This window comes from Acidaminobacter hydrogenoformans DSM 2784 (genome assembly GCF_900103005.1).
GTDB classification, from domain to species: Bacteria; Bacillota; Clostridia; order Peptostreptococcales; family Acidaminobacteraceae; genus Acidaminobacter; species Acidaminobacter hydrogenoformans.
In genome coordinates this window covers 153,577-165,298 of record NZ_FMWL01000002.1, presented here as the reverse complement: position 1 = coordinate 165,298, position 11,722 = coordinate 153,577, and the positions used below count along the sequence as shown (strand labels likewise).

At 46.2% G+C, this 11,722-nt stretch carries 10 protein-coding genes; all 10 read left to right on the top strand.

The features are described 5' to 3' along the window. The first annotated feature begins 57 nt into the window (after positions 1-57). The 10 genes from yfmF to murD all read left to right on the top strand — a co-directional run bounded on the left by yfmF (position 58) and on the right by murD (position 11,719). Positions 58-1,335, top strand: coding sequence for an EF-P 5-aminopentanol modification-associated protein YfmF (yfmF, locus tag BLP63_RS02660; RefSeq protein WP_092589339.1), 1,278 nt, complete (start codon positions 58-60; stop codon positions 1,333-1,335). Then, positions 1,332-2,630, top strand: a complete 1,299-nt coding sequence (gene yfmH, locus BLP63_RS02655) for an EF-P 5-aminopentanol modification-associated protein YfmH (RefSeq protein ID WP_092589338.1) — start codon at positions 1,332-1,334, stop codon at positions 2,628-2,630. The genes yfmF and yfmH overlap by 4 nt, the downstream gene beginning before the upstream one ends. Then, complete coding sequence (gene lgt, locus BLP63_RS02650; RefSeq protein ID WP_092589337.1) at positions 2,630-3,361, top strand: prolipoprotein diacylglyceryl transferase; 732 nt, start codon at positions 2,630-2,632, stop codon at positions 3,359-3,361. The genes yfmH and lgt overlap by 1 nt, the downstream gene beginning before the upstream one ends. Before the next feature lie 319 nt (positions 3,362-3,680). Next, complete coding sequence (mraZ, locus tag BLP63_RS02645) at positions 3,681-4,112, top strand: division/cell wall cluster transcriptional repressor MraZ (protein ID WP_092589336.1); 432 nt, start codon at positions 3,681-3,683, stop codon at positions 4,110-4,112. A 23-nt stretch (positions 4,113-4,135) separates the two neighbouring features. Further along, positions 4,136-5,068: a 16S rRNA (cytosine(1402)-N(4))-methyltransferase RsmH gene (gene rsmH, locus BLP63_RS02640; RefSeq protein ID WP_092589335.1), complete on the top strand. Its 933-nt coding sequence runs from the start codon at positions 4,136-4,138 to the stop codon at positions 5,066-5,068. Between the two features lie 18 nt (positions 5,069-5,086). Further along, positions 5,087-5,572 carry a hypothetical protein gene (locus tag BLP63_RS02635; RefSeq protein ID WP_092589334.1) on the top strand — a complete coding sequence of 162 codons (486 nt, stop codon included), beginning with the start codon at positions 5,087-5,089 and terminating at the stop codon, positions 5,570-5,572. A 95-nt stretch (positions 5,573-5,667) separates the two neighbouring features. Beyond that, a complete protein-coding gene (locus BLP63_RS02630; protein WP_170829244.1) occupies positions 5,668-7,632 on the top strand; it encodes a penicillin-binding transpeptidase domain-containing protein in 1,965 nt (654 codons plus the stop codon). Between the two features lie 151 nt (positions 7,633-7,783). Continuing rightward, complete coding sequence (locus BLP63_RS02625; protein WP_170829243.1) at positions 7,784-9,295, top strand: UDP-N-acetylmuramoyl-L-alanyl-D-glutamate--2,6-diaminopimelate ligase; 1,512 nt, start codon at positions 7,784-7,786, stop codon at positions 9,293-9,295. 85 nt (positions 9,296-9,380) lie between these two features. Next, entirely contained in the window at positions 9,381-10,334 is a 954-nt protein-coding gene (gene mraY, locus BLP63_RS02620; protein ID WP_092589331.1) for a phospho-N-acetylmuramoyl-pentapeptide-transferase, read from the top strand. A 14-nt stretch (positions 10,335-10,348) separates the two neighbouring features. Next, complete coding sequence (murD, locus tag BLP63_RS02615; protein ID WP_242870762.1) at positions 10,349-11,719, top strand: UDP-N-acetylmuramoyl-L-alanine--D-glutamate ligase; 1,371 nt, start codon at positions 10,349-10,351, stop codon at positions 11,717-11,719. The last annotated feature ends 3 nt before the right edge of the window (positions 11,720-11,722 follow it).

The window sequence follows — 11,722 nt, the reverse complement described above, 5'->3', positions numbered from 1 at the left end:
TTTTTAAAAAAAGGTATAATATAGAGAAATCGACTAAGTCACAACCAAGGTGATCCTATGAAAGAAAAAGTCAAATACAGTCAGCTTGCACCAGGTGTCAGACTCGCTTTAATCAAATCAGGAAAATTCAAAACGGATCTCGTCAGTGTTTATTTGAAGCGTCCGCTGGACAAGGCTGAGGCAACTTACAACACTTTATTGGCCCGCGTCCTTGAACGTGGAACGAAGCGCTATCCGACAACCCAAACCTTCAATGCTCATCTGGACAATCTTTATGGTGCCTTGCTCTATTCAGATGTCACAAAAATTGGAGAGATCCATATTCTTCAGTTTAAGACTCAGCTGCCGCGAAGCCCGTGGATTCTCGACATGAATCCATTAAAAGAGGCCATTGGCATACTTAATGAGATCATATTCGAACCGGCTCTGGAGAATGGCGCTTTTATAAGTGCCTATGTCGACCAGGAAATTGAGAATCTTAAGCAGGAAATAGAAAGCCGTACAAATGACAAGAGCTCTTACGCCATGGACCGAATGGTGGAGCACATGTGTCCTGATGAGCCCTATAGTGTCTATACCTACGGGGACGTTGCCTCCCTTGAGGCTATGAACGCTGAAAAACTCTACCAGCATTACCTTAAAGTATTGCATGAGGCTGAAATTGACATTGTTGTCTTTGGCGATTTCGAATTTGAGGATGCTTTATCTGAATGCAGGACGGCTTTTGCTTTCTCCGGTGAGCGGAATGCCCTTCAAGTGATCTCGCCTTGGAGAAACTCACTTGGCAAGGTCAAAGAGATTGTTGAGCGGACGGATGTTAATCAGGCCAAGCTCGTTATTGGCTATAGAACTGAGATTAGCGGTGAGCATCCGCTCTACTATCCTGCAATGCTGTTCAGTACGGTCCTTGGCGGGACGCCAAGCAGCCGTCTTTTTAACCGGGTCAGGGAGCAGGAAAGCTTGTGCTACTATATCCAGTCAAAATATGACAGGTTCAAAGGTCTTTTAATGGTGATGGCTGGTATTGACAAAGCCACTGGCTCAAGAACCACAGAACTTATTGACGAGGTCTTCGAAGACCTTGCAAGCGGCAGCGTTACCCAGGAAGAGCTGGATATCGCTAAAAAATCAATTGTTTCAGGGCTGAGATCTATCACGGATTTTCCAAACAGCTACAGCAATTTCTTGTTTTCTCAGTGGCTTTCTCACGAAGAGCTGGACATTGAGAAAATCATCAGCAAAGTTAATCAGGTCAGCGCGGCGCAGTTGTCTGAAGCTGGGAAGACCTTCAAAAAGGATACCTGGTATGTGCTCACGGGGGAGGATATCGAATGAATAAATGGACACGTTACTCGGATCCTCTGCTGAATGAGACCATACTAAAACATAAAATGGCATGCGGACTTGAGGTGTATCTCCTCGTAAAGCCCGGCTTTGCCAAAAAATTCGCATATTTTGGAACGAAATATGGAGCGTTCAACAATGAGATCATACTGAGTGGAAAACAGATATCGCTGCCACTGGGCGCGGCTCATTTCTTGGAACACAAGATTTTCGAGGACAAGGAGAAAAATGTGTTCAACGCGTTTTCAGAGCTTGGCGCTTCAGTGAACGCTTACACAAACTATACTTCTACGGTTTATCATTTCTCAACCAGTGAAAATTTTGAGCCCAGTCTTGAAAAGTTATTGGAGTTTGTTCAGAGAACGCATCTGACTGAAGAAAATATAGAAAAGGAAAAAGGCATTATCCTCCAGGAAATTGCTTCTTATGAGGATGACCCAGGGTTCAGATGTTTGGTCAATCTGCTAAAAAATTTGTATGTAGAGCATCCGGTGAGGGAGGATATTGCGGGCACGCCAGAATCAGTGTCTTCAACGACTAAAGAAGACCTGGAACTCGCCTATGAAACCTTTTATGTGCCTGACAACATGGTTCTCTTTATAGCGGGAGACCTTGACCCGGATCAGGTGCTTGCCATAGTGGAGGAACGCCTGGAGGACGACTTCAAAAGCAGAAAAAGCAATTTTGAGCTGGTTATGCCCAATGAACCGTCCGGTTGTTTGAACCACCTTATTGAACAAGAAATGGCCGTGCCTGCGCCTCTTTTTGAAATGGCGCTGAAGCACCAGTCATTACCTTATGGTGACCAGGAGACGCTGAGGCATACTATGGAAATTAAAGTCATTTTGGATGCCCAATTTGGTCGTGGTTCCGTATTTTACAACAGAATGTACGAACTTGGTATTTTTAATCCAACCCTTTCTATCGATTTCACACAAGGACAAGGGTACACCTATACCATTTTTGGAGGAGAGTCCACGCGGTATGAAGAGGCCATTGAAGCCTTTCGTTCAGAAATTGGGAGAATCCGGGCGGATGGGCCTGACCGTGAAGCGTTTGAGCGGATTCGCAGAAAGATGACCGGTAAGTTTATAAGTGCTTCAAATTCTCTTCAATACCTGTCAAGCGCGTTTATGCATTATTACATGAAGGGTCACCATTTGTTTGATTATCTGAAAACCATCCATGAAATAAACGTGGATGAGGCCTATGAAACTTTTAAGGTCATGTATGAAAATCCGGATGAAGTCATCTCGGTCATTAAGCCAAGAGGAGAGAAGCTATAGTGAATCCAGTTGCATTTGAAATATTTGGAATTGGCATACGTTGGTATGGCATCTTGATTGCTGCGGCCATGCTGATTGGTTCAGTTTACGCTATTCGGGAAGGCAAAAAACTTGGTTATTCTGAAGACCATTTATTGGATTTGATATTGGTAGTTCTTGTCAGCGCTATAGTAGGCGCGAGGCTGTGGTATGTCGCGTTTAACCTGTCGTATTATCTGGCGGATCCAGCTGAAATTATTAACCTTCGAGGTGGCGGCCTTGCGATCCACGGTGGCGTTGTTTTTGGAATTGTGGCAGGCTATTTTGTGACGCGTTGGAGAAAGCTGGATTTTTTCAAAATGGCGGATATCGTAGCGCCGGTTTTGGCCCTCGGCCAGGCGATTGGAAGATGGGGCAACTTTGCCAACCAGGAAGCCCATGGCGGTCCAACCGACCTGCCTTGGGGGATCATGATTGACGGCGTAAAGGTGCATCCTACATTTCTGTATGAATCCTTATGGAATGTAGCGCTATTCGCGTTTCTCATGTCCTTCCGGAAAAATAAGCCTTTTGATGGCGCGCTGATGTTTTTATACCTGATCATCTATTCAGTGGGCCGTTTCTGGATTGAAGGGCTGCGCACGGACAGCTTGATGGTGGGGCCTTTCAGGACTGCCCAAGTGACAAGTATTGTTATGATTGCCATAGGGGCGGCGGCTTGGTTCTGGCAATCCAAACGAAAAAAATCATAAGAAAATGATTTTTAATGCAACTTTCTAAAATTATTGTGTTTGAACACGACTGTTTTTAGAACGCATGTTTTATATCGTGGAAGTACCTGAAGACGCTCGAAAGAGCGTCTTTTTTTATTTTGGTCCAAATATTGGACGGTTTCGAAGTGCTGTTAAACGCTTGGATAATTTTATGCAATATTTTCAAAATTTTGTGTGAAACCTATAGCTATATTCTTCAGAATCATGTAAAATATAATCATTAAGTGGGTAATAGTGGGTTATAGTGGTATAAAGTGTTACAAAGATTATGAAGTTTTCATGGAAAGGGGGCGCGTCCGTGTTTATAGGTGAGTTTACACACGCTTTGGATACAAAGGGACGCGTCAGTATTCCGTCAAAATTTAGAGAAGCTTTAGGCGATCAGTTTTACATAACAAAAGGTCTCGACAACTGCCTTTTTGTTTTTCCAAAAAACGAATGGCAATTGTTCGAGGAAAAATTAAAAGCACTTCCCATGACGAATAAAAACGCACGCGCATTTGTCAGGCTGTTTTTTTCTGGAGCCTCAGAGTGTGAGCTTGACAAGCAGGGCCGGATCTTGATTCCCCAGACGCTGAGAGAGCACGCTGGAATTGAACGTGAGGCTGTGATTATAGGGACAGGGACCCGTATTGAGGTCTGGAGCCAGGACGGTTGGAACGGTTATATTGATCCTGAGAATATTGATTACGACGAAATAGCAGAGCATATGGCCGAACTTGGCATTTAACAGACTTTAAAGGGGGAATGACCGTGGCGTTTGAACATGTCAGTGTATTGCTGGAAGCTTGCATTGAAGCGCTGGAGATCCGAGAAGACGGAGATTACGTGGATTGTACCCTTGGCGGTGGAGGTCATTCTGAAGCCATTTTGGAACGGCTGCCCAAAGGCCGGCTGGCAGGTATAGATCAGGACAAAGAAGCCTTGGCGGCTGCAAAGGAAAGACTGGAACGCTTTGGAAATCACTTTGTTCCTGTTCACAGTAATTTTGTCAACCTTAAAACAGTTGTCGAGGACCTGGGTTGGGATGGTGTAGACGGTATACTGATTGATCTTGGCGTTTCTTCCTATCAGCTCGACGAAGCTGAGAGAGGCTTTTCGTATATGAATGATGGCCTTCTCGATATGAGGATGGATCAAACACAATCATTGACCGCTGAAGAAGTCGTAAACACATACTCTGAAAAGTCACTCTACGAAGTTATACGGGACTACGGTGAAGAAAAGTGGGCATCAAGAATAGCAAAATTTATTGTTGAGGCAAGACGGAAAGCACCCATTAAAACGACTTCAGAGCTTGTCAGCATCATCAAGGCCGCAATACCCGCAAAAGCCCGTCAGGATGGGCCACATCCAGCCAAGAGGACTTTTCAAGCCATTCGGATTGAGGTTAATGACGAGCTTGGCATCATTGAAAAAACAATACGTGACGGTGTATCACTTTTAAGGCCGGGCGGCAGATTCGCGGTCATTACATTCCATTCCCTGGAGGACAGGATTGTAAAGCAGACATTTAAAGATTTGGCAACTGCCTGTACATGTCCTCCGGAAATCCCTGTTTGCGTATGTGGAAGAAAGTCTATAGTCAAGAGTATAACGAGAAAACCAATTCTGCCTACGGAAGCAGAACTTGAGCAAAATCCCAGAGCCAGAAGCGCAAAGCTTAGAGTAGCGGCAAAACTGTAAAGTTCAGGGGGCGTGAGCATGTCAGCTGCAAGAACTATGACGGATTTTCAGGATTATGATGACTATCGTGCTTACATATTAAAAAAGAACGTTGAAGACGCGGCCTTCAGACATGAAATTAAAGCCATGCACAAGAAGCAGCGCCATAGATTTGCGGTCACCCTGCGGATCATAGCGTTTTCAGCTTTCCTTTTTGCCATGCTGTCCTTTTTAGTAATCCGCTACGCAGATGTTTATGAAGCGAAATACCATATTCATGCCATGACCTCTGAAATCAAACAGATTAACCAGGAAATCGAGGAGATCAACGCGTCAATGGACAGTACGGTTTCTTTGGAAAACGTTGAACGCGTGGCTGTTCAGGAGTTGAAAATGCAGTATCCCCAACCGGAACAGATCGTTTATTTGACATCTAACTGGAAATACTCCCTTGACAGCATTTCAAAAAGTGATTATGTTGTAGAAGACAGAATGACAACAGGCGCAGATGGCATTCCTAACTGATCTCCCTTTAACCATGAATCATCTGCGCGTTCAGTATTGCCGCAAGCGTCTGAAGGCATCATGCGGCTATGTTGAAAAGTGGAAGGAAGGCTTCTATGACGAAACCAAATAAGATGCATCGAATTCGTTTATGGGCTGCCTATCTTATAGTCAGCCTTATTTTATTCGCGCTGATAGGAAGATTGGCTTATATACAAATTATTAATAACGAGTTTTATCTGACTAAGGCGCTCAGCCATCAAATTCGGGATATTCCACTTCCGGCAATGCGTGGTGATATTCTTGACAGAAACGGTATGAAGCTCGCTTTTTCCATGAGTACCTTTACGGTTTGGGCACGACCGGCGGATATTTCGGATCCAAATACTCATGGAGAAGCATTGTCGACAATACTGGACGAACCTGCGGCGCTTATCGCTGATAGAATTGGAAATCCAGAAAGCAAACTGGTTCGTGTTGCCAAGGGGCTCACCAAGTCCAAGGCGGATTTAGTCCGCAACAAAGGACTTAAAGGCATTTGGGTGACGGAGTCCAGCAAGCGGGTCTATCCTTATGGAAACTTTGCTTCTCATATAATTGGACATTCCACTGAAGATGGGGATGGCCTGTCAGGCATTGAACAGATGCTTGACGATTCACTGTCAGGGCTTGACGGAAAAATTGTCTCTTATACAGATGCTGCTGGGCGTACACTTCCAACCGGGGACGAAAAGGTTTACAGTCCTGAGGATGGCTATAACGTCGTGCTGACACTTGATGAGGTCATACAGCACTTTACGGAAAAAGCGGTTGATGGCGGACTGAAAGACTTTGGCGCAAAGCGGATCATGGCTGTTGTCATGGATCCAATGTCTGGAGAAGTGTTGGCAATGACGACAAAGCCAGATTATGATCCCAACATGCCAAGGGATTTGTCAGCTTATTTCAGCGAAGAAGAAATAGCGGCTATGGACAATGACGCCATGTTTGAGGCGTGGAACAAAATTTGGAGAAATCCAATTGTCAGTGACACCTATGAGCCTGGATCGACTTTTAAATTGTTGACAGCGGCTGCCGGCCTTGAAGAAAACAAAGTTACTGTAAATTCAACGTTTAACGATAAAGGCTACATCATAGTCAATGGTGTCAGGCTTAACTGCTGGAGAAGCAACAATCCCCATGGACTTCAAACCTTGACACAAGGGCTCGAAAATTCATGTAATCCAGTCTTCATTGAAATTGGACAGCGCTTGGGAACAGAAACATTCTTTAAATATGTTGAGGATTTTGGTTTTACAGAGAAAACCGGGATTTTACTGCCTGCAGAAGGCAACGCCCTTGTTCAGCCCAAAGATAAAATTGGTCCAGTAGAGCTGGCCACCATGTCCTTTGGTCATGGCGTTTCAACAACCCCAATCCAGGTCGCTACGGCTGTTTCTGCAATCGTCAACGGGGGGAATCTGATGCAGCCGTTGATAATTAAAGCTTTGGCGGATGATGATGGCAATGTCGTTGAATCCTTTGAGCCCAGCGTGCGTCGACAGGTCATCTCAAAGGAAACCTCTGATGAAATGAGAAAAATGATGGAATCAGTTGTTCTCAAAGGTTCGGGTAAAAAAGCCTACATTCCCGGTATAGGGGTCGGTGGAAAAACTGGAACGACAGAGAAGCTTGTAGATGGACGCTACTCCAAAGATCTCGCTTATGCTTCATTTGTAGGCTTTGCGCCTGTGGAGGATCCAAAAGTTGTCGTGCTGGTCATTGTTGATGAGCCAAGGGACATCAACTTTGGCAGCGTTGTCGCAGCGCCAATTGCCCATAATATTTTGCTGGATACACTGAGATACATGAAGGTTGAACCGGAAATCCTGGATGCTGCGAAAATGGTTACGGTACCGGATTTGAAGGGAAAGTCTTTCAAACAGGCGCAGGCTATTCTGGATGCCTCCGGACTTTTACTTAATTCTGTGCCAATTGACCTTGACGACCCTGAAGCTATAGTTCAAATGCAGTATCCGGTTGCTGGAGAAAAAATCAGGCAGCATTCAATTGTAATCTTATCTTTTGATACGACCCATTAAATTTTTAAAGCAAAAAATGCTATAATGAAAAGGCAATTTGTTGTATACTGAATTGCCTTTTTGTTTTATCCAAACTCAGGGGAGCAGTGACGCTTGTTTTATGCGCGTTATGCAGCGCTTCTCTGTTAATCTGCTGCAGGATGTGTTTGCTATGATGCTCAAGTGCCTTTTGGATGGGCTGCCCTATCAATGTTTGATGGGAGACTTAGATACAGAAATTAAAGATCTTAAGACTGACTCCAGGAAACTGGAAGAGGGAGATCTTTTTATCGCTTTAAAAGGTTTGACAACAGATGGCCACGCCTATTTGGATCAAGCGGCAAACCGAGGTGCGGTGGCAGCACTCGTAGAGAGACCTTTAGAAAACCCTGGAATATTGGGTCTTTCTTGCGTTGTGCTCGTCGAAGGACTGTCAGACCAGCTGGCTTTAATTGGGTCACGATTTTATCAGGAGCCTTCAAATGCCCTTAATGTTATAGGGATCACAGGTACGAATGGGAAGACCTCAGTGGCGCAAATGCTGGCGGACGCTCTGGAAAGTCAAGGCAAGCGGATTGGGGTTTTGGGGACCATAGGCAATCGCATTGGTGACCAGTTCTTTGAAACACAAAACACGACCCTGGAGCCTGTTGGTCTGCAGCGGCTGTTTCGACAGGCTGTTGACCATGACGTTACGCATTTGGTGATGGAGGTCTCTTCTCATGGTCTGGCCCTGGGACGCGTAGATTTCACACATTTTAGGTGCGCGGTATTTACAAATCTGACAGAGGACCATCTCGACTTTCATGGGGATATGGAAGCTTATTTTCAGGCGAAAGCAACTCTGTTTACTTTAAATGAGGGGGCTGCAGTCATTAATGCCTCAGATCCCTATGGAAAGCGTCTGATCGAGCAGCTGCGAAGGACTGGCAGACCCGTACTGACCTATGGTGTAACCGGGGACTGTGATTTCAGGGCATCACAGATTTCCTGGACGCAAACGGGCACAGTCTTCACGCTGACCATGCCTGATGGACAACTGAAGGTTCAGGTCCCGGGTTTAGGGCGAATTCAGGTCTTAAATGCATTGGCTGTTTTTGCTGCCTTGTCAGCCCTGGGGTTCAACAAGGAAGCTATTGCGGCTTCTGCAGGAAGCTTAAAGGCGGTACCAGGAAGAATGGAACGTATAAAAGGGTCATGGCCTTTTGATGTGTTTGTGGATTTTGCCCATACCCCGGATGCGCTTAAAAATGTGCTGGAGATAGCGAGGGAGCTTACGAGGGGCAAGCTTATTGTTGTGTTTGGATGCGGCGGAGATCGTGACCGCGGGAAGAGGCCGGTCATGGGGCGTCTGGCAGCAGAGCTTGCGGACCAGGTCTATCTGACCAGTGACAATCCAAGGTCTGAAGACCCTGAAGCGATTTTGAAAGAAATTCTCGCTGGTATACCCGAGTATTTTATGGATAAGGTCACGGTAGAGGATGATCGTCATCTATCCATTTTTTTGGCTGTGGAAGGATTGCAGCCTGGGGATGTTCTGATAATTGCTGGAAAAGGCCATGAGACCTATCAAATAATTGGTACAACCAAGCATCATTTTGATGACAGGGAAGAGGCTGAAAGAGCTTTGTATTTTTGGAAACGGTTATCGCAGTCACGCGGTATGGAGACTCAGCTTGGCTGATAAACCATGGTATATTATAAACTTTCAACCATTAACAATTGTGTTAACGAAAAAAGAGCACAAATTTTAGCAGTGGAGGCATTTTATGATTCAGTCCTATTTACTGGCGGCGCTGATGACGCTGGCAGTTGGGATCGCGCTTGGCTATGCGCTGATCCCCCTTTTGAGAAAGATGAAATTCGGACAAAGCATTCGTGAGGAGGGGCCCAAGGCCCATTTGGCAAAGTCCGGCACACCTACTATGGGCGGTCTGATCTTTATGACAGCCGTGACTGGAATTGTACTTCTTAGAGGTGAATTTGGCCCGGAAGTCAGGCTGTTTATGCTCCTTTTCTTAGGGTTAGGTGCAGTGGGATTTGCAGATGATTATCTGAAGATCAGCAGGAAGAAAAACCTTGGATTAAGGGCATGGCAGAAGCTTGTGGGGCAGTTTGCAGCTGCTTTGGCCGGCGCGTGGTATGCGGGTGCGGCATTTGGGACGGAAATTTTAATCCCTGGAATAACGCAGTCCTTTGACCTTGGGCCGGTATACTTTCCTTTTGTGGTCTTTGTCATTTTGGCGCTGTCTAATGGCATCAACCTGACGGATGGCCTGGATGGGCTTGCGGGCTCTGTGACTGTGCTTGTGGCAGTGACCATCGGCATAATCTCTTACCGAACAGGTGCGCACAGTAATGGCCTATTAGCTTGCATTCTCGCAGGTGGGTTGCTTGCGTTCTTGTTTTTTAACCGTTATCCCGCCAAAGTGTTTATGGGGGATGTGGGCTCGCTGGCGCTCGGTGGGGCTGTCACGGCGCTTTCGCTGTCGACGGGGACCGTGCTGTGGATCCTGATCTTTGGAATCATATATGTTATAGAAACGCTCAGTGTCATCCTTCAGGTGGGCTCTTTCAAGCTGACTAAAAAGCGTTTGTTTAAAATGGCGCCAATTCACCACCATTTTGAGCTGACTGGGTGGCACGAGACAAAAGTCGTGTGGATTTTTAATGCTGTAACTGCCCTTGGCTGTGTCATCAGCCTCTGGCTGCTGCGTCTGTAGGAGGGAGTATGAATATGACAGAAAGCAAGCGCGCTTTAGTGGTTGGTCTCGCAAAATCAGGTATTCCTGCGGTTAAAGCCCTCAATAAGATGGGCTACGCAGTCGACTTAAATGACCTGAAAGCTGAAGAGGCTTTTATTGAGATTTTACCTACGCTTAAAGGCTGCTACAGGGAGACCCTCTTCGGTCAGCATCCTGGTGAGGTTTCAGGTTATCAGCTCATCCTGGTAAGTCCCGGCGTCCCTATGGATTTGCCATTTGTCAAAGACGCTGAAAAAGCGGGTGTTGAAATTATTGGAGAGCTTGAGCTTGGTTACCGACTTGCGAAGGGAAAATTCTACGCAATTACCGGTACAAATGGCAAGACGACAACGACGGCTTTGACAGGAGAAATATTCAAGGCGGCGGGGCGGCATACCCTCGTTGCGGGCAATATTGGTCAGTCTGTCGTCGACGCGGCAGAGGCCTCGACTGAGGAGACGCACTGGATTACGGAAGTCAGCAGCTTTCAGCTCGAATCCATTCATAGCTTTCATCCAAAAATATCAGCAATTCTGAATGTGACGTCAGATCACTTGAATCGTCACAAAACAATGGGGAATTACATAGATGCCAAATGCAGAATTTTTGATAACGCGTCCAGCGGTGACATTATCATTCTAAATGCTGATAATCCGGAGACACTGGCTCTCAAAGAGCGGGCTGCCGGGACCGGTGCCAGGACAATCCTTTTCAGCCGGCTGCGTGAAGTCGAGGATGGCCTCTATTGTGATCCAAATTCAGGCGCGTTGGTGGTTAAAAACGCTGAGAACGGTGTAAGGGAAGTCATTACCCATAAGAGTGAAATTTTTATCCCTGGAAGCCACAATCTGGAAAACGCCTTGGCAGCCAGTGCCATTGCTTATTTCGCGGGCATTTCCAAAGAGGTTATTCAATCCGTACTTAAATCATTTCAAGGCGTTGAGCACCGCATTGAATTTGTGGCGCAAATTGACGACGTTTTATATTACAATGATTCAAAAGGCACAAATCCAGATGCGTCAATCAAGGCCGTAGAGGCCATGACGCGACCGACGGTCCTCATTGCAGGCGGCATGGATAAAGGCAGTACCTTTGATGAATTGATTCAGGCTTTTGATGGACGCATTGTCAAGCTGGTTGTCCTCGGTGAAACGGCGCCGCTGATCGAAGCGACAGCCGGCAGACTTGGTTTTAACGCTGTGGAAAGAGTCAATAATATGGAGGAAGCGGTGCGCAGCGCGGCGTCCAGCGCGCCTGCAGGCGGCGCGGTTCTGCTGTCTCCTGCTTGTGCCAGCTGGGATATGTACGAAAACTTCGAGAAGCGGGGAGAGCACTTCAAGCGATGTGTCAATGAATTGAGGTGAAGG

What these genes read in the sequence shown, in the direction of transcription:
- yfmF (WP_092589339.1), top strand. Translation starts at nt 58, where the DNA reads ATGAAAGAAAAAGTCAAATACAGTCAGCTTGCACCAGGTGTCAGACTC.
- yfmH (WP_092589338.1), top strand. Translation starts at nt 1,332, where the DNA reads ATGAATAAATGGACACGTTACTCGGATCCTCTGCTGAATGAGACCATA.
- BLP63_RS02635 (WP_092589334.1), top strand. Translation starts at nt 5,087, where the DNA reads ATGTCAGCTGCAAGAACTATGACGGATTTTCAGGATTATGATGACTAT.
- BLP63_RS02630 (WP_170829244.1), top strand. Translation starts at nt 5,668, where the DNA reads ATGACGAAACCAAATAAGATGCATCGAATTCGTTTATGGGCTGCCTAT.
- BLP63_RS02625 (WP_170829243.1), top strand. Translation starts at nt 7,784, where the DNA reads ATGATGCTCAAGTGCCTTTTGGATGGGCTGCCCTATCAATGTTTGATG.
- mraY (WP_092589331.1), top strand. Translation starts at nt 9,381, where the DNA reads ATGATTCAGTCCTATTTACTGGCGGCGCTGATGACGCTGGCAGTTGGG.
- murD (WP_242870762.1), top strand. Translation starts at nt 10,349, where the DNA reads ATGACAGAAAGCAAGCGCGCTTTAGTGGTTGGTCTCGCAAAATCAGGT.